We start from the raw sequence: 18,487 nt of genomic DNA, 5'->3' as shown, positions 1-18,487 counted from the left end.
TTTAAATTTTGTCGAATTATAGCACAGAGATAAAACTCTTAAAAGCTAAAAGCAAGAGACTTAAAGCTGTAGAGCCAACTATGAGATATATTATGTTTTTTAAGCCTAGCATCTCTAAAAAGTCTTTTATGCCAAAGGCTTTTACAGTCAGAGTGAAGCCCGCAAAACCGCTGATAGTCCCAGCTAATGCTAATCCAGCGGCTCCCATTGGAGCTATAAGTGTTAGTGCAAAGATAACATAGAAAAGAAGTGAAAATGTTGCTATCTTTGCAGCGTGGAGTTGTCTTTCATTTGCATATAACCAAAGCAAAAAGAGTTTTTGAAGTCCAAGTGGCAGAAGTCCTATCATATACATCTGAAGAACTGTACTTGAGTTTGTCGTGTCCTCTGCGGTAAATGAACCTCTCTCAAACAAGAGCCAAACTATCTCATGAGAGAGTATGATGCCACCAATGGTGCTTGCAGTTAGTAAAAATGTTAAAAACCAAAAAGCCTTTTTCATATAGGCTTTCGCTTCGTTGTTTTGTTTGTTTTTAATATATCTAGCCACACTAGGAAAGAGTGCTATGGAAGTTGCAATAGCAAAAAGTGCTAGTGGGAGTTGAAAGATACGGTTTGCATAGTAGAGATAGCTGATGGAACCAGTTGCTAGAAATGATGCTAAGATGGTGTCTAAAAAAGCACTAACTTGTGGAGTTGAGTTGCCCCACATCGCAGGAAAAAACTGCTTTTTAAACTTTTTTGATTCTTCTTTTATGTGAATGGATTTTGTTTTTATGTACTTAAAACCACCATACAAAGGTTTAAAAAGGCCTAGTTTGTGTATAGCTATTAAGTGTACGATGAGCTGTAAAACCCCACCTATAACTACACCAAAACTAAGGTAATAAACTATCTCTAGTTGAGATTTGTCTTGTGAGAGTAGTAGAGCTAAAATAAGAGAGATATTTAGCAGTGCAGTTGAGAATGCTGTTGTTGCAAAGTGTTTTTTGTATTGAAGCATTGTACTTAAAAAAGTCATTATAAAAATGAGTGGAAGATACCAGAAATTTATAGCAACAAAAGGGGATGCAAGCCTTATAGTTTCATCATCAAAACCTATAGCTATGGTTTGAGTGGCAAGAGATGGTAGAATGTTGACAAGCAAAGTTATTATAAGAATTATTGATAAAAAGATTAAAAAAATACTTGCTGAAAAAACGGACTTGTGTTTAGAGTGTGCATAAGCTGGAATGAATACTTGTGTAAAGGCACCCTCTGCAAAGATTCGGCGAAAAAGATTTGGTAATTTAAAAGCGATAAAGAAAATATCGCTATAAACACTCGCACCCAAAGCCGAGGCAGTGAGTAAATCTCTAAGAAATCCAAGTATTCTAGAGAAGAGTATTCCGAAACTATTTGTAAAAATGGATCTAAACATAAAAGGGCTACTTTGTCTCAATATTGTCTTGATTTTGTCGATATTTCGCTATATTTACGAAAGTTTAACAAAGATTAGATTAAAATGTATTATAAAAATTATTTGGTAGGTAGTTATGGCAATATTTGCTTCTGGCAAAAAAGGTACTCAATCATCACAAACTAAGATTCGTCCAACTGTTGTGCGAACTCAAAACGTTGCAAAGGAGTTGATTTCTATTGCAAAAAGTAATGACGTTAGTATTCACTCTATTGATTTTAATGTGCTAGAAGTTCAGACATATACAAGGATAAACAAGGATAATGAAGAAGTAGATTGGGAAGAGGCTACAGATGAAGAACTACAAAAACTACTAACTAAAGAAAACCTACTTAACAAAAACTTTGGTCTAAAGCAGATGTACGAGATAGAGATTTTTTCTAAAGTAGAAGGTGATCCATATCAAGATTTTCATCTAGCAATTGGTGCAAATGCTACTAAGTGTAAAGTATATCTAAGCATAAAAGAAGATTCACAAATCTCATATAACAAAAATTTTGAGCAAGATTTAGTCACTCTTATAAATAAAAGTAAGGTTCGTGCAAATATTCTTATAAATGTTTTTGACACAATGATGCCAAGTGTTGTGTCAAAAATAACAGCATATGTAAGAGTTCAAGAGAGTGCAAGATATGAAAAAAGCGAAATGCATCTTGTAGCTGAGTCCTATGAACCTATACTTACAAAAAATGACGCTTTAATACTTCATTATGAAAAAAAAGAAAATATTGATGATAATGAAAAGATAGACTATGCAAACAGAGGCTTTATAAAGAGTGTAAAAAAAGACGAACTTCTTATGGAATACATCAGAGCAAAAAAAGGAACACCTGGTAGAAACTGTAGAGGTGAATTTTTAGAACCAAAAGAACCACTAGAGTCAAATACTCCTACTTTTACTACTGATGAGACTATCAAAATTATAGAGAGTGATGATAAGATAGAGTATAGAGCAGTTGAAAATGGATATATAGTTCTTGATGCCAATGCTTATACTATAAAGTCTGATATAGATATAGATGAGATTAGTTTTAGGTCTACTGGAAATATTCACGCTGGCGTTGACTCTGATGTAAATATTAGCGTAACAGAGAGTGATGTTATGAAAGATGCTATTGGGACTGGTATGGAAGTTGAAGTCAGTGAGATAGAGATAGAAGGAAATGTCGGTCCAAATGCTCAGGTAAAAGCACTAAAAGCAAGTGTTGGCGGACAAACACACAAAACGGCGAGTATAAAAGCAGATAACTTGCGCATAAATGTTCATAAAGGAAAGGCGTATGGAAAAAATATCCATATAACAAGACTAGAACACGGAGAGGTAACTGGAGATGTAGTCGATATCGTCCAATGTGTAGGTGGACATATAAGAGCAAAAGAGGTAACCATAGAGAGATGCGGTTCTTATGTTAATGCTGTTGCATCTAGATTTATTGAGATAAAAAAACTTCAAGGTAGTGAAAATACTTTTGTTATAGATCCACTTCTTAAAGGCTCTGTTAAAGAGGGGCTAAACCAAAACAAAGAAGAGATTTCAAAGCTAAAAAAAAGTGTAAAAAACATAAAACAAGAGATAGAACAATATACAGAAATGGTTCAAAACAATAAAAAAGCTTTTGAGGATGTAAAAAAACGACTTCTTCATTATAAAAAAAACAATGTAAAGATGCCATCTTCGTTTATAAAACAGTACAATAATTTTAAAAAAGCGAGAGAACATTTAGCTAAGATAAAAAAAGAGTTCTCATCTAAGAGAGACTATTTAAATCTTTTGACAACTAAAACTGCATCTTTTCAAGACAATATTTTTAACGCAAGAATTATAAATAGAGACAGATGGACAGAACATAATGAGATAATATTTAAGCTTGTAGACCCACCAATAGAAGTCTCTTTTAAACCACCTGAAGGCTCACATGATAAAATCTTTGCAATAGTAGAATCAGATGATGGAAAATATAAAATAGAGGCGGTAAAAGAGTAGATGATAGTAGGTTTAAGTGGCAATATCATACATAAAGAGCCAAGTCTGGTTCATATAGATGTTAATGGTGTAGTTTATGAAGTTTTTATATCTTTGCATACTTTTTCAGCACTAGGCAGTGATGAAACAAAACTATTTACAAGACATATAGTTCGCGAAGATGCACAACTTCTTTTTGGTTTTTTAGATATGGCTGAGAAAAAAATGTTTGAGAGACTTATAAAAATAAGTGGAGTTGGACCTAAGGTTGCAACCGCCATCTGCTCAACTTATACTCCTAACCAGTTTGCAACTCTTATAAACAACAAAGATATAAATGGCGTAAAAAAAGTACCTGGTATTGGACCTAAGAGTGCGGGGCGGATTTTAGTAGAGCTTAGTGGTTTTGACGCAGAGCTTGTATCATCAGAACAAGTTCCAAAAACCAAAGCCTTTAACGAAGCTAGTGAGGCACTCCAATCACTAGGATTTAAAAAAGATAAAATCTCTAAAGCTCTTAGCTCATGCTCTAGCGAAGATACTTCACTACTTGTAAAAGAGGCTCTAAAACTACTTCAAACTATTTAATGCTATAATCCGAGTTTTAAAACAAGGAAATGTATTTTGAAATTAACAATTTTATTTGGCGGAGCTAGTTTTGAGCATGAGATTAGCATTATAAGTGCTATAACTTTAAAAGAAAAATTATCAACTCATGAACTAAGTTTTATCTTTTGTGATCAAGATCATAAATTTTACCTCATAGAGCCATCAAAGATGAGAGCTAGCACCTTTTCTAAAGGTGAGCATAAAAAGATGCCACAACTTAGCCTTACAAATGGCTACTTTGAGCAAAAGAGTATGTTTAGCTCAACTAAGCATGCAGGTGTTGTTTTAAATCTTATTCATGGAGCTGATGGAGAAGATGGAACAATCCCCTCCTTACTTGATTTTTTTGATATAAAATATATTGGTCCTAGAGTGGATGCTAGTGTTTTTTCTTATGATAAAAGATACACAAAGTGGCTCTGTGAGGCTAAAAAGATAAAGACTATAGAGTATGAAGTTCTCTCATCAAATGAACATAAAAACATAAATATACAGTACCCTATTATTGTAAAACCTGCAAGACTTGGAAGCTCCATCGGCTTGAGTGTTGTAAAAGAAGAGAGTGAACTCGATTATGCTTTAGATGTAGCTTTTGAGTTTGATAGGTCGGTTATAATTGAGCCTTTTATATGCGGTATAAAAGAGTATAATTTAGCTGGTTTTATGGCAAAAGGGGAGTTTCATTTCTCTATAATAGAAGAACCACAAAAAAATGAGTTTTTAGATTTTGAGAAAAAATATATGGACTTTTCTCGCTCAGAGAGTGTAGCAAAAGCAGAACTTAACTCAACAGTTGAGTTAAAACTAAAATCAACTTTTGAAAAAATCTATAAAAATCTATTTGAAGGTGCACTCATTAGATGTGACTTTTTTGTTTTAAACTCAGAGGTATATTTAAATGAGATAAACCCAATCCCAGGCTCCATGGCTAACTATCTTTTTGGCGACTTCGAAACCTCACTAGAACTACTTGCATCATCACTGACAGCCCAAAAAAGAGCAAAAACAAACTACGAGTATATTCACTCAATATCTAAAGCAAAAGGTAAGTAATGGCTCTAAAGTCTATACAGTACAACCAACATACTTTTGATATAAGCTATGAGATACTTAACCATGATGGACCAGTAGACCTAGTGATTTTACCCGGTTGGGGAAGTAACAAGGAGCTTATGAAGAACTCATTTCATCCATATATGGACACATTTCGTCATATCTATATAGACTTGCCAGGGTTTGGAAAAAGCACATCTAGTGTGGCACTTGGTACCAAAGACTATGCAAGGATAGTTGAGCTTTTTATGATTCATATAAATGCCTCAAAAGATATTATTTTGGGTCACTCTTTTGGTGGCAAAGTAGCACTTTTACTTGAGCCTAAGGTTCTCATTCTCGTTGGAAGTACTGGAATAATGGTACCAAAGCCTCTAAAAATAAAGCTTAAGATAGCTATATATAAACTCTTCAAATTCTTTGGACTTGCAAAATTTCGCTCACTCTTTGTTGCAGAGGATGCAAAAAGTTTGAGTGAACCGATGTATCAGACTTTTAAAAATGTTATAGATGAAGACTTGAGTGATGAGTTTAGTTCAAGTGAAGCTAAGACACTTCTATGTTGGGGAGATAAAGACACAGCTACACCACTTAGTATTGCATACAAAATGCAAAAACTCTTAAAAGATTCAACTCTAAAAATTTATGATGGCGATCACTACTTTTTTATGAAACATGCGAAGGAAGTATCTAGTGAGATAGAGAAAATTTTTTTAAAAACTTTGGAGCATAAATAATGGATTTTACATTACTCTTAGCCTTTATTACAAATGTTTTGCTTGTTACAACTCTGGGTTGGTACCTTATTACAAACTTGCAATGGTACGACTATAAACTCTCAAGAGTTATACTAAAGCATCACAAGCCTCATTGGCATATTATATACTTTTTAGTTCCCTTTATGGCTTACTATGCAACCGCAGAATTTTTTCCCATATTTTTTTACTTTGCACTTCTTCCTGCAACCTTTGTGTGGCATAAAAAGCTAGATAAGAAGCTAGTTCTTACATGGCGAGTTAAGAGGTTTTTGATACTTTTAGTCTCTTTGACCCTTTTTCAAGATGTACTTTGTACTATAAAAGATGCTTGTGAAGTTTATGGAGTCTTTATGCCTCTAGCAGTTGCTTATATTGGTAGCGTTATTATAGAGAAGTTTCTTTTTATGGCATTTTACAAAGAAGCAAAAAAGAAGTTAAGCTCTATAAAAGAGCTAGAGATTGTATGCATCACAGGAAGTTATGGAAAAACGAGCATTAAAAACTTTGTAGAGCAGATACTATCACAAAAGTATAGTGTGCATGCAACTCCAAGAAGCGTAAATACGCTAGGTGGAATCATGCGTGATGTAAATGAGTCACTAGCAAGTGATACTGAGGTTTATATCTGTGAAGCTGGAGCTAGAGAGAGTGGAGATATCTATGAGATAACTAACTTTTTAGAGCCTCAAGTTGTTGTTGTTGGCAAAGTTGGTGAGGCGCATATAGAGTACTTTAAATCTTTAAAAAATATTATAGCCGCAAAGCTTGAGATTATGCAGTCACCTAGACTCAAAAAAGCTTTTATCCACAACTCTGTTACAGATGAGCCACACGAGAGAGTTACTTTTTTTGGTGATGGTGTTTCAAATATAGATGCTACTCTTGATGGGACTAGTTTTGAGATGAGTCTTGATGGCGAGGTACTCAAACTTCATACAAAAGTCTTAGGAGCATTTCAAGCTAACAACATAGAAGTAGCAGTGCATATAGCTAAGACTTTTGGACTAAGTAGCCAAGAAATAGCAAAAGCAGTCTCAAACCTAGAGCCAGTTGAACATAGGCTTCAAAAGATAGTAGCAGGTGGTAAAATCATCTTAGATGATGGATATAACGGTAACATAGATGGTATGAAAGAGAGCATCAGACTCTGCTCACTCCATAGTGGTAGAAAAGTTATAGTTACTCCAGGACTTGTTGAGAGCAGGGATGAGTTAAACTTAGAGCTTATAAAAGAGATAAATGCAGTCTTTGATATAGTTATAGTTACCGGCTCACTAAACGCTAAACTCTTTGAGAAAAACATAAGTGTTAAAAACAAAATCATGCTACACGATAAGTCAAAAATTCAAGATGTTTTAGCATCTCAAACAAAAGCAGGGGATATCATACTTTTTGCAAATGATGCACCGAACTTTATATAGGTTTTGATATGAATGAAGCCCAAACGCGAACTAATTTAATAGATGATGAGTTAAATAAGTGCGGTTGGGATGTTAAAGACATAACTAAAGTCATCCAAGAGTATGAGATAAAACTAGATGAGTATTTACCTGAGTTTTTTAACAAAACTAAAAGGTATGTAGACTATGCTCTTATAAACAGAGTTGGAGAAGTTATCGCCATAGTTGAAGCTAAAAGAGAGGACAAAACTCTAGGAAGTGCTAAAACACAGGCTCATTACTACGCTCAGCGTATAAAAAAAACTCAAGGTTTTGCTCCGTTTATCTACATAACAAATGGACATGAGATAGAATTTTGGGACTCAGAAAATTATCCCTTACGAGAAGTTTTATCTTACCACTCTTTAGATGATTTGGAGACTTACTCAAAGCGAAATAACAACAACACCAAACTCTCCCCAGAACTTATAAACAAAGAAATTGCAGGAAGATACTACCAAGTAGATGCTGTTACAAAAACACTCCAAGAGCTAAATGAAAACAAAAGAAGTGTTTTGTGGGTTATGGCAACTGGAACAGGAAAAACCAGAACAGTTATCTCTTTAGTTGATGTTTTACTTCGTGCTGGCAAAGTTAAAAGAGTTTTGTTTTTAGCAGATAGAAGAGAACTAGCTGCTCAAGCCTTTGATGACTTTAAAGAACACATGCCAAACCAATCAAGACAACGCATAGAATCAGATAATTTTGAAAAAGACAAACGCATCTATGTCTCAACTTTTCAAACTATGATGAGTCTTTTAAAAACTACAGATATAAGCCAAGGTTTCTTTGACTTAATCATCGCAGATGAGAGTCACAGAAGCATCTACAACTACTACGGACAACTCTTTTTAAAGTTTGATGCCATAAAGATGGGACTTACTGCAACTCCAGTAGAGTTTGCAGATAGAGATACTTACAAGTTTTTTGGTACCGATGGAGGAAATCCTACTTTTGCATACACTTATGAAGAGGCTATAAAAGATAAGTTTTTATCGCCTTATGATGTTGTAGATGTAAAAACAAACTTTTTAGCTGATGGCATCAAGTTTGAGATGCTACCAAAAGAAGAACAAGAAAGACTTTTAGTTGATGGCTACGATGCAAGTGAGATAGACTTTGAGGGAAGTGCAGTTGAGAAGATGGTTAAAAATGATGATACTAACCGTAAAATCTTAACCACACTTATGGAAGATGGATACAAAAACCCTCTGACAAACCTACCAGCAAAGACAATCATCTTTGCCATAAACAGACCTCACGCAAACAGACTTGTAAAACTTTTTGATGAGCTTTACCCTCACTATAACTCAGAGGTCGCAAAAGTGATAACTTCAGACCTTAACAACGCTGATGAGCTGATAAAAGAGTTTAAAGATAAGTATGAAAACAACAACTCCAAGTTTAGTATAGCTATCTCTGTGGGCATGTTAGATACTGGCATCGATGTTCCAAAAATCATGAACCTTGTCTTTGCAAAACCCGTCTTTTCAAAAGCTAAGTTTTGGCAGATGATAGGGCGTGGAACAAGACTCTATGATGGAGATTACAAAAAAGAGAAGTTTGTTATCTTTGACTTTTGGTCTAACTTTGAGTACTTCAACGAAAAACCAAGTGGAGAGGCTCCAAAAGAGCAGTCGAGTCTTCACAGACAGATTTTTGAGCAAAATCTAGTGCTGTTAAAAAATCTAAGTGGAGATAACTTTGAGACTATAAAAAGAGAAGTTAAACAACAACTAGATGCCATACCAAAAGATGACTACTTTGTTAAAAAGCACTCAGCAGAGCTAGAGCCATTTTTAAAAGAGTTCGATGACAATCTCTCACGACTTAGTAGCATCTCTAAACTACTTGATAGAATCACAGTTCAAAACTACTCTGAGTTAAGGTTTAGACTTCAAACTAAAAAACTACAAACCTACAAGATAATCCAAGACGATGAAAAACTACAAAAATCCATTGAGAAAATTGTAAGCGATGTTTTAAGACTTCAAAAAACCATCTCAGCAGTACAGATGCAAGAAGAGCTAATAGATGAGGCAGAGGAGGGTACTTTTTGGCTAGAGCTTGATTTTGTGGAGTCAAATGCTACTACAAATATCTTAGCACCGCTTATGGTTTACAAGTCTAAAAGAGTAGATGCAAAAGAGTACCACTTTGACTTAGCAGATGCCATAAAGAGTAAAACAAACATAGAGATAAACCACTTAAGCGTAAACTTAGAAGCTTATGAAGAGCATATCTTAAAGGTCATACAAAAACTTACAAACGAAAGTTCCACTTTGCAGAAGCTTTTTTTAGGTCTGCATCTAAGCGTTGAAGATATAGATGCACTAAAAGATGAGATGCTCAAAGAAGAGATAGATGCTAAGGTTTTAGGAGAGATGTTTGAGTGTAAGTCTGATGATTTGGTAGAGATATTTCAAAGCATCATAAACAAAAAAGAGTACAAACTCCCGCATCTGCTTGATGAGTTTTTAAAAAACCACTCACTAAGCTCTACTCAAATAGAGTTCATAAAAGCCATAAAACACTTCGTAAAAGAAAAGCATGACATAACGAGAAAAGACCTAGTACAAAACCCATTTACAAAGTTCCACAAGATGGGAATACAAGGAGTCTTTCAAGGCTCACTTATGAATGAACTCGTACAAATAATAGACGATAAAGAAGATAGTAAATGATAGATAAATTGCCTGATGGGTGGAGAGTTGAGAAGTTGGGAGATATAGGAAAGGTATTTACTGGTTCATCAGCTCCACAAGATACTAAGTATTTTGAAAATGGTAATTATCCATTCGTAAGGGTCAGTGATTTATCAGATAAAAAGTTTAATAATAATTTACAAGATATTAGAGATTATATAAATGATATTTGTTTAGATGAAACAAAACAAACATTTGCAAAGAGTGGAACTATTCTATTTGCTAAAAGTGGGATGTCTGTTAAAAACAACCATAGAGCAATTTTAGGAAGGGATGCTTATATCGTTTCACATTTATGTGCTATATACTTAGAGAATGAGATTACAAGAAAATTTGTATATCAATTACTTTGTAAAATGGATATGGTAAATTTTAGTGATAATGACTCTTACCCTTCACTAAAAACTTCAATAATAAAATTAATTTCAATTCCAATCCCACCACTTCCACAACAAGCCAAGATTGTAAAAGTTCTTGATATTAGCTCGGCTTTGATAGATAAGCAAAAAAAGCTTATAAAAAACTATGACCTATTTTTAAAATCAAAGTTCATAGAGATGTTCGGTGACCCTATAAAAAATCCTATGGAATGGGAAGTTGAAAAGCTGGAAAACCTAGGAAAATGGAAAGGTGGAGGAACGCCATCAAGACAAAACCCAGAATATTTTAAAGGAAATATACCGTGGATAACTACAACATCACTTGGAAAATTATATATAGATAGAAAAAATGCTGTTGAATTTATTACAAATGAAGCAATTCAAAATAGTGCTACTAAAATAATTCCAATAAATTCTATAATTATAGGAACAAGGGTTGGTGTTGGAAAAGTATCAATTAACACTGAGGAATTATGCAGTAATCAAGATATTATGTCCTTAACAAACATCACAGACAATGTAATACCGATTTATATATTTTATTTTATACATTTTTATAAAAAAGTTCTAAAATCTCAACAAAGAGGGGCTACAATACAAGGCATCACAGCCCCTGTTCTAAAACAACTCAATATATCTATACCCCCAATAACCCTACAAAACAAATTCGCATCCATAGTAGAAAAAACAGAACTCATAAAAGAAAAAGAGAACAAAAAACTAAAATCACTACAAACTCTACACGATAGCCTGATGCAAAAAGCTTTTAAGGGAGAGATAGGATGAATAGCTATATACAAATAATTCAAAATATCCTTAAAAAGCAAAATCGTTATGACTTAGTTTTGAAAATAGAAAATTGTTACTTCAAAGAGCATCAAAGCGATGCTAGTAGCGGAGAAATAAATCTTTTTGTTCATCCAAACTATTACCTTGACTTTGTGCAACTAAATAAAGATGATTTATCTTTGTTGATTCAGCTTTTCAATGGACTAACGGATTACGATTATGAAATATCATCTATTGTTTTTACAATAGATACCAATAGAGCTGTAGAAAAAGTTAATGATACTGTTTATATATTTGTAGATGAAGCAGGAGATATGGACTTTTCAGTAAATGGCTCAAAACATTATATGTTTAACTTTTTAGTAAAAAAAAGACCCTTTAATCTACATGAATATATATCTAGCTATAGGTATTCGCTTTTAGAGAGAAACCTAGACCCATTAAATGGAAAAAGATTAAACATAGAGAGTTTTCACGCTCATAATGACAATAAATTTATAAAACATGAACTATTTAACATCATCTCAACATTTAATGAAAATGATGTAAAACTTTACTCTTATATACTTGAAAAACCAAAAGTCACACCCGATAAACGCAAAGAAAATGATAAGTTTTACATAAACAATCTAAACCATTCTATACAAAGATTACTTGATAAAATAGGCATAACAAGCAACATAATCATAATAACAGATAATCTACCTGTGCATAAAAATAAAGCAAAGCAAATAGGGGCGTTAAAAAAAGGGCTTAAAGAGTATATAAAACATAACAACTTAAATATAAGATATGACATTTTTCATCACTGTAGTGCATCAAGTGCAAACTTACAGATAGTTGATTATATGGGTTGGGCAATATATAGAAAATATGAGCATTTACAAGATAATTACTATAATAAAATCAGTAAATATATAATAGATGAAGATGTAATGACAAAAGACAGAACGGATAGTTATTATGAAAGATGACCCATTCTACCTATCACAAACGCTAATTTGCAAAGCCTCCCTTGGAGTCTTGTCAGTAGATGGGAACTTTGCGAGAATTATACAAGAAAATATAGAAATTGTAAAGAGATTAAGAAATTCGGAATTTCCGATTTTTCTATAAACTAAAAATGAAAAGTAGGGAAAATAATGTTCGTAAGAAGTGAAGTAAAAAGTAAAATAGACAGCATCTGGAATAAGTTTTGGAGTGGTGGCATCGCAAACCCTCTTAACGCCATAGAGCAGATAAGTGCACTCATCTTTTTAAAGATGCTAAGTGAAAGAGATAACCAAAAGAAACTCCAAGCATCGTTTACTGGCGAAGAGTACGAATCTATCTTTAAAGATGAGAAGATGGCTTCATGGGATGAGTTTCGCGAGCTTGATAGTGAGTCGATGATGCAGAGTGTTCGAGACAAAGCATTTCCTTTCATAAAAAACTACAACGAGGGGAGTGAGTTTAACAAGTCTCTTAAAGATTTGGCTTTTATCATCACTAAACCATCTTTGCTTAGTGAGACTGTGGAGAGCATCCAAGAGATATTTAACATCTTAGAAAAAGATGAAAAAGGTTTTATGGATAGTTTGGGAGATATGTATGAGTACTTGCTAAGTGAGATAAGCTCAAGCGGAAAAAACGGACAGTTTCGTACACCTAGACACATCATACAGATGATGACAGAGCTTGTAAACCCACAAATAGGCGAGAGAGTTTTTGACCCGAGTGTGGGAACAGCAGGGTTTTTAGTAAGTGCATATACTCACATGTTAGCTCCATATACTAAAAAAGATGGAACTTTAGGGGCAAATCTCTCAGACAAAGCATCTTGGGATAAACTCTCAAATGATACTTTTTATGGAAATGATAGCGACATAAGTATGATACGAATATCTATGATGAATATGATGCTCCACGATATTCAAAACCCGCATATAAAACAGATAGATACACTCTCTAAAAACTACAATGAAAAAGACAAATACGAAGTAGTTTTAGCAAATCCTCCATTTAAGGGAAGCATCGACAAAGATGATAAAAATGATGGCTTTAGCATCTCATCTACAAAAACAGAACTTTTGTTTGTTGACCTGATAGTTAGAGTTTTAGATGTTGGTGGAAGATGTGGAGTTATCATTCCTGATGGCGTTTTGTTTGGAAGCTCAAACGCACATAAGATGCTAAGACAAAATCTACTAGAGAAAAACGAGCTAAAAGCTGTAATCTCGATGCCAAGCGGAGTCTTTAAACCTTATGCGGGAGTCTCAACTGCTGTTGTTGTCTTTGTAAAAGGTGGTTCAACAGAGAAAGTCTGGTTTTATGATATGCAAGCAGATGGTTACACTTTGGATGACAAAAGAAATGTTACAGAGATAAATGATATACCAGACATCATAAAAAACTACGCTCTTAAAGATAAAGCCGACTACAAAGAGAGTAAAAAACACTTTTTTATAGATGCACAGCAAATAAAAGAGAATGATTATGACCTATCCATAAACCGCTATAAAACCATAGAATATGAAGAGATAGAGTACGCATCTACGAGTGAGATACTAGAAGAGATAGATAAACTTTCAACAAGTATAGAGTCTAACTTGGTAGAGCTTAAAGAGCTGTTGTAATGATAGATAAAGGCATAAAATATTTAGGCTATTTTACAGCTTTTATCTTGAGTTTTTTAGTTTTGCTCGTAGTTTATGATGCTACTTCTCGTTACTTTTTCTCAGGCGGCTCTATTGCTCTTCAAGAGTTGGAATGGCATCTCTTTGATGTTATTATCCTTTTTGGAATTGCTTATACTTTAAAAGAGAATGCTCATGTTCGAGTAGATATATTTTACGCGTCTTACTCAAAAAAGAAAAAAACTATCATAAACATCATCTCTTCACTCTTTTTCGTGCTTCCTTTTTCATGTATGATAGTCTACATTGGCATCGATTTTGTAGCTCTTAGTTTTGCTCAAAATGAAGCTTCATCAAATCCTGGAGGTTTGGAGTATAGGTTTTTAGTAAAGTCACTTCTTCCTCTGTCTTTCTTTTTTTTAGCACTTGTCGCAATTAATGAAGCCTATAAAGATATCAAAAGTTTAAGAGAAGATGCAAAGAGTAATGAGTCTAAAGAGTATGATGGGGCTATAAAGTTATGATGGCGATTTTTATATTTGTAACTGTTTTAGCACTTTTGCTTTTAGGCATCCCTGTAGCCTTTGTTTTTGGAAGTGTGGCTATTTTCTTTGCTTTTTTCATACCAGAGTTAGGTTTTGGCATCTTTGATATCTTATCTCTTCGCATCTATGGCATCATGAGCAACTCAACGCTGATGGCAGTTCCACTTTTTATAGCCATGGGGCTTATATTAGAGAAATCAAAAATGGCTGAGCGACTACTCATATCCATGAGTGCTTTGTTTCGTGATATCCGTGGAGGACTAGCTGTTAGCGTAGTCTTAGTCGGTGCTATGCTTGCGGCTTCAACTGGCATAGTCTCTGCATCTGTAGTTATGATGAGCGTTATAGCTCTTCCACTTATGCTTCGTGCTGGATATGATAAATCTTTAGCATCTTCGACAGTCGTGGCATCTGGAACACTTGGACAAATCATTCCGCCTTCCATTATTCTCATCATCTTAGGCGATGTTATGAGTGTAAGTGTTGGCGAACTTTTTATGGGAGCGGTTTTGCCTGGAGCTCTTTTAGTTGGTCTATATATTGCGTATATACTAATCCGTTCCTATTTTTCGCCAGAACTAGCTCCAATCCCAAAAGAGGTTAAAAAAGTATCTAAAATAGAGATATTTTTCTCTATAATTCCACCACTCCTTTTGATGTTCTCAGTACTAGGAAGTATCTTTGCTGGCATCGCATCTCCTACCGAGTCTGCCGCTTTTGGAGTTATTGGTGCGATAATTTTAAGTGCAATCAACAGATCACTAAATTTTGAGATGCTAAAGTATGCCTCACTAGGAAGTGTAAAGTTAAGCGGCATGATATTTATGATACTCATCGCATCTACTGCCTTTTCTCTTGTGTTTAACGAACTTGGAGGGACTGACGCTATAGTTGAGTTTTTTCATGAAGATATTGGAAATGTTTGGTTTTTTATAGCGATCTCGATGCTAATTATCTTTGTAGCTGGTTTTTTCATAGACTTTATAGAGATATCGTTTATCATAGTACCTATCTTGGTCCCTGTTATGATAGGCTTTGGGATTGACCCTCTCTGGTTTGCAATCCTTATAGCACTAAACCTACAAGCCTCATTTTTAACTCCACCCTTTGGGCTTTCACTCTTTTTTCTAAAAGGTGTAGCAGGAGATAGTGTAAGCTCTAGTGAGATATATAGAGGCATCATTCCTTTTATACTCTTACAAATCTTAACCATAGGGCTAGTTATGATATTTCCAGATTTGGTTTTTGCTTTTGTATGATTTTAGATTTTAAAGCTCCACAGTGCGAAGCTGAAGCATCGCTTCCGGAAAGTTCTATAAACTTTAGCAAAATTATCTCTTTTTATAGAGTAATGGACTAAACTATAGCTACAAAATAAAAAAAAGAGACAAAGATGAAAAATATTTTATATGCGCCGTGGAGAGATGAGTATATTGCTGGTAAAAAGATAGAGGGTTGCGTTTTTTGTCATATAAGCACTCATGCAAAAGAGGATAAAAAGTCGCATGTTCTCTACAGGGATGAACACTGCTTTATGGTTATGAATATATATCCTTACACTCCAGGACATTTTATGATAATCCCTCACAAACATACAGATAAATTAGAAGAACTAGATGAGGCAACATGGCTACATATGAGTCTTTTGGCTCAAAAGGGCGTTAGGCTTTTAAAAGAGGGCTTAGGTGCGAAGGGTGTAAATATAGGTATGAACTTAGGTAAAGGTGCAGGAGCTGGGATAGCTGAGCATATTCATATGCATCTAGTTCCTAGATGGAGTAGGGATACAAACTTTATAACAGCCCTAGCAAACACAAGAGTTTACTCAACTGACTTTAAGAAGATTTATAAAAAAATAAAAAAACTAACTAAAAAATATATATAAGTTTAGTCTTTTTTCTTACTCTTTAGAACAAAGAAAAAGATTACTAGTATCACAACAAGGACTAGTGATCTAACTACAATAGTCGTTGCATCTAACTCTTCCATGTTTTGCCTTTAAATAATTTCTTGATTGTTTAGTTTGTGCGTTTATGTGGATGGGGTAGAGGGATTCGAACCCCCGAATAGTGGCACCAAAAGCCACGGCCTTACCGCTTGGCGATACCCCAATAAAATAATGGCAAAATTCTATCATACAAAACTTAGAATTGTCTAAAAGTGCGGGGTAATTAAGGTTAAATATTGGCAAGTTAGATTGAATGGAAATTTCACTTGATATTAGAATTGGAGAGCTATCAATAGAGCTATCTTTTTAAGAAACACTCAAACTTCTTTTAGTATGAAATCTGAGACTAATGAGCTCTTAGGCGAGATGAGAAAGGGTGGTATAGCTCTTTTTGAGAGTGGCAAAGCTGTAGTCATTTCCACATTGACTTGGCAATAGAAACTAATAAAAATTTAACTACACTAGAGACTTTTCAAAAAGAAAGTCCTTTGTTGGATATGAAAAAAATCTATGCAAACAATCAAAATATGCTACAAGAAGATAATAAAGAAAAAGAAGATGAAGATATCATGGCTCAACTACAAAAGAAGTTGAAAATCCTTGAAGCAAAACTCTCTCATGCAAAAGAGAGCGAGAAGGCAGCTATCCAAGCACAGATAGGAGTCTTACTCTCTCAGATGGTTTCGCTTTTAGATACTTAACTAAAACCGAAAATTTCAATAAAAATTAATTTTGTTTTTTATTCTTTTTTTCTCTCTTGCTAGTAAAGAGAGTGCCTTTGTTGTGCACACCATCTATCAAAAACTCTCTAGCGGACGTTAAATCATAGCCATTGCATAAAAACATCTCTCTACCTTTATCCATAAGGTATTGGGCAGCTTTGAGCTTCGTGACAATTCCACCTGTAGCAAATTGAGAATTTGGAGTATGCACTTGATTTAACTCTTCCTCTTTTAATTCAGTTACAAATTTTCTTATTTTTGCTTTAGGATTATCTTTGGGATTAGAATCGTAATAACCATCAATATCGCTCAGTATTATAAGCATATCAGCTCCTGTGTAGTAAGCAACATGGGCAGATAATTGATCATTGTCCCCAAATAGTTGATCTGGAGTTGTTGAAATATCATTTTCGTTAACAATAGGTAAAATATCATGTTTAAATGTTCTATCGATAATATCTTGAAAAATTCTAGTATGTACTTTTGAATCAAAATCTTCTTCTGTCAAGAGTATTTGAGAAATAGTTACATCATAAATATCAAACATATTTTTATAAGAACTCATCAAAACAGATTGCCCGACAGAAGCTAAAACCTTTTTACTTGTAGGTATAGTTCTGTTTAATTTAACTGCCGTATATCCAGCAGATACAGCACCAGATGATACTAAAATAACTTCATATTTTTTTCTAGCTTCAGTAATTAAAGAGACAAGACATAACATCCTCTCTTCTGCTATATTTGTTGTTTCTGTTAAAACACTGCTTCCAACTTTGATAACTACTCTTTTCATTTTTCCCCTCTTTTGTAATAATTGCTTTTAGGTGTTAAATTCTCTGTATAAGTCTCTTACTAGATCCTAAATCAAAACAAGAGAATCACTTTTTGATCAACCCTCTTGTCATTGTGGGCTTGACCCGCAATCCAATTTATGAAACAACCAGAGCATCATATTGAGACTAACATAAAAATAGTTAATATTTATTGAGTGATTTAAATACTTTGGAATATTTCGTATATTTAAACTCTATCTTAATATAGTAAAAAAAGATGGTTTTAATCGAGGTATATGTGATTGGTTGCGGAAGCAGGATTTGAACCTGCGACCTTCGGGTTATGAGCCCGACGAGCTACCGAACTGCTCTATTCCGCGGTGCACCTATAAAAAATAGGGAGTTGTGGATGGGGTAGAGGGATTCGAACCCCCGAATAGTGGCACCAAAAGCCACGGCCTTACCGCTTGGCGATACCCCAACATTAAAAAATGAAAGAATTGGTTGCGGAAGCAGGATTTGAACCTGCGACCTTCGGGTTATGAGCCCGACGAGCTACCGAACTGCTCTATTCCGCGGTGTTAACAAACAAGTCCAATATGTTTGTTGGAGCGAAATTATAGGCAAAAGAGTTGGTTTTGTCAAGTGATTTTAATAAAAATATTTAAAACTTAACTTTTTGTGAATAATTAGTCTTTTTTTCATAAAACCTAAATCTCTTATGATAGT

The 18,487-nt window shown here is 34.3% G+C and carries 15 protein-coding genes and 4 tRNA genes; 13 read left to right on the top strand and 6 right to left on the bottom strand.

The window, feature by feature from the left end; translation table 11 throughout:
* Window positions 1-16: 16 nt before the first annotated feature.
* The gene (gene murJ, locus M947_RS13215; RefSeq protein ID WP_021286502.1) at window positions 17-1,420 is read right to left on the bottom strand and encodes a murein biosynthesis integral membrane protein MurJ; all 1,404 of its coding nucleotides are present in this window, start codon (window positions 1,418-1,420) and stop codon (window positions 17-19) included.
* 115 nt (window positions 1,421-1,535) lie between these two features.
* On the opposite strand from murJ, the gene M947_RS13210 reads away from it, so the two are divergent.
* From M947_RS13210 to M947_RS13160, 12 genes are all read left to right on the top strand, one after another.
* Window positions 1,536-3,443, top strand: coding sequence for a flagellar assembly protein A (locus M947_RS13210; protein WP_021286501.1), 1,908 nt, complete (start codon window positions 1,536-1,538; stop codon window positions 3,441-3,443).
* Complete coding sequence (gene ruvA / locus M947_RS13205; protein WP_021286500.1) at window positions 3,444-4,010, top strand: Holliday junction branch migration protein RuvA; 567 nt, start codon at window positions 3,444-3,446, stop codon at window positions 4,008-4,010. It begins immediately after the preceding gene.
* 36 nt (window positions 4,011-4,046) lie between these two features.
* A complete protein-coding gene (locus M947_RS13200) occupies window positions 4,047-5,084 on the top strand; it encodes a D-alanine--D-alanine ligase (protein ID WP_021286499.1) in 1,038 nt (345 codons plus the stop codon).
* Window positions 5,084-5,821, top strand: a complete 738-nt coding sequence (locus tag M947_RS13195) for an alpha/beta fold hydrolase (RefSeq protein ID WP_021286498.1) — start codon at window positions 5,084-5,086, stop codon at window positions 5,819-5,821. The genes M947_RS13200 and M947_RS13195 overlap by 1 nt, the downstream gene beginning before the upstream one ends.
* Window positions 5,821-7,263 carry a Mur ligase family protein gene (locus M947_RS13190; RefSeq protein ID WP_021286497.1) on the top strand — a complete coding sequence of 481 codons (1,443 nt, stop codon included), beginning with the start codon at window positions 5,821-5,823 and terminating at the stop codon, window positions 7,261-7,263. The genes M947_RS13195 and M947_RS13190 overlap by 1 nt, the downstream gene beginning before the upstream one ends.
* Window positions 7,264-7,271: 8 nt before the next feature.
* Window positions 7,272-9,965 (top strand): type I restriction endonuclease subunit R, encoded by a 2,694-nt coding sequence (locus tag M947_RS13185; protein ID WP_021286496.1) that lies wholly within the window; start codon window positions 7,272-7,274, stop codon window positions 9,963-9,965.
* Entirely contained in the window at window positions 9,962-11,152 is a 1,191-nt protein-coding gene (locus M947_RS23205; protein ID WP_021286495.1) for a restriction endonuclease subunit S, read from the top strand. The genes M947_RS13185 and M947_RS23205 overlap by 4 nt, the downstream gene beginning before the upstream one ends.
* Window positions 11,149-12,129 carry a DUF3800 domain-containing protein gene (locus tag M947_RS13180; protein ID WP_021286494.1) on the top strand — a complete coding sequence of 327 codons (981 nt, stop codon included), beginning with the start codon at window positions 11,149-11,151 and terminating at the stop codon, window positions 12,127-12,129. The genes M947_RS23205 and M947_RS13180 overlap by 4 nt, the downstream gene beginning before the upstream one ends.
* 168 nt (window positions 12,130-12,297) lie before the next feature.
* Entirely contained in the window at window positions 12,298-13,770 is a 1,473-nt protein-coding gene (locus M947_RS13175; RefSeq protein ID WP_021286493.1) for a type I restriction-modification system subunit M, read from the top strand.
* The gene (locus M947_RS13170; protein ID WP_021286492.1) at window positions 13,770-14,294 is read left to right on the top strand and encodes a TRAP transporter small permease subunit; all 525 of its coding nucleotides are present in this window, start codon (window positions 13,770-13,772) and stop codon (window positions 14,292-14,294) included. Before M947_RS13175 ends, M947_RS13170 begins: the two co-directional genes overlap by 1 nt.
* The gene (locus M947_RS13165; RefSeq protein ID WP_021286491.1) at window positions 14,291-15,574 is read left to right on the top strand and encodes a TRAP transporter large permease; all 1,284 of its coding nucleotides are present in this window, start codon (window positions 14,291-14,293) and stop codon (window positions 15,572-15,574) included. The genes M947_RS13170 and M947_RS13165 overlap by 4 nt, the downstream gene beginning before the upstream one ends.
* 134 nt (window positions 15,575-15,708) lie before the next feature.
* Window positions 15,709-16,200, top strand: coding sequence for an HIT family protein (locus M947_RS13160; protein ID WP_021286490.1), 492 nt, complete (start codon window positions 15,709-15,711; stop codon window positions 16,198-16,200).
* 151 nt (window positions 16,201-16,351) lie between these two features.
* Here the strand turns inward: M947_RS13160 and M947_RS13155 are convergent.
* Window positions 16,352-16,426, bottom strand: a tRNA-Gln gene (locus M947_RS13155).
* 334 nt (window positions 16,427-16,760) lie between these two features.
* On the opposite strand from M947_RS13155, the gene M947_RS13150 reads away from it, so the two are divergent.
* Complete coding sequence (locus tag M947_RS13150; RefSeq protein WP_156022356.1) at window positions 16,761-16,964, top strand: hypothetical protein; 204 nt, start codon at window positions 16,761-16,763, stop codon at window positions 16,962-16,964.
* A gap of 25 nt (window positions 16,965-16,989) precedes the next feature.
* Here M947_RS13150 and proB read toward each other — a convergent pair whose 3' ends face one another.
* The 4 genes from proB to M947_RS13130 all read right to left on the bottom strand — a co-directional run bounded on the left by proB (window position 16,990) and on the right by M947_RS13130 (window position 18,336).
* Window positions 16,990-17,778 carry a glutamate 5-kinase gene (gene proB / locus M947_RS13145; protein WP_021286486.1) on the bottom strand — a complete coding sequence of 263 codons (789 nt, stop codon included), beginning with the start codon at window positions 17,776-17,778 and terminating at the stop codon, window positions 16,990-16,992.
* A gap of 283 nt (window positions 17,779-18,061) precedes the next feature.
* A tRNA-Met gene (locus M947_RS13140) sits at window positions 18,062-18,138 on the bottom strand.
* A gap of 26 nt (window positions 18,139-18,164) precedes the next feature.
* A tRNA-Gln gene (locus M947_RS13135) sits at window positions 18,165-18,239 on the bottom strand.
* Between the two features lie 20 nt (window positions 18,240-18,259).
* A tRNA-Met gene (locus tag M947_RS13130) sits at window positions 18,260-18,336 on the bottom strand.
* Between the last annotated feature and the right edge of the window lie 151 nt (window positions 18,337-18,487).

It is taken from the genome of Sulfurimonas hongkongensis (genome assembly GCF_000445475.1).
GTDB classification, from domain to species: domain Bacteria; phylum Campylobacterota; class Campylobacteria; order Campylobacterales; family Sulfurimonadaceae; genus Sulfurimonas; species Sulfurimonas hongkongensis.
This window is presented reverse-complemented; position numbering and strand designations above follow the sequence as displayed.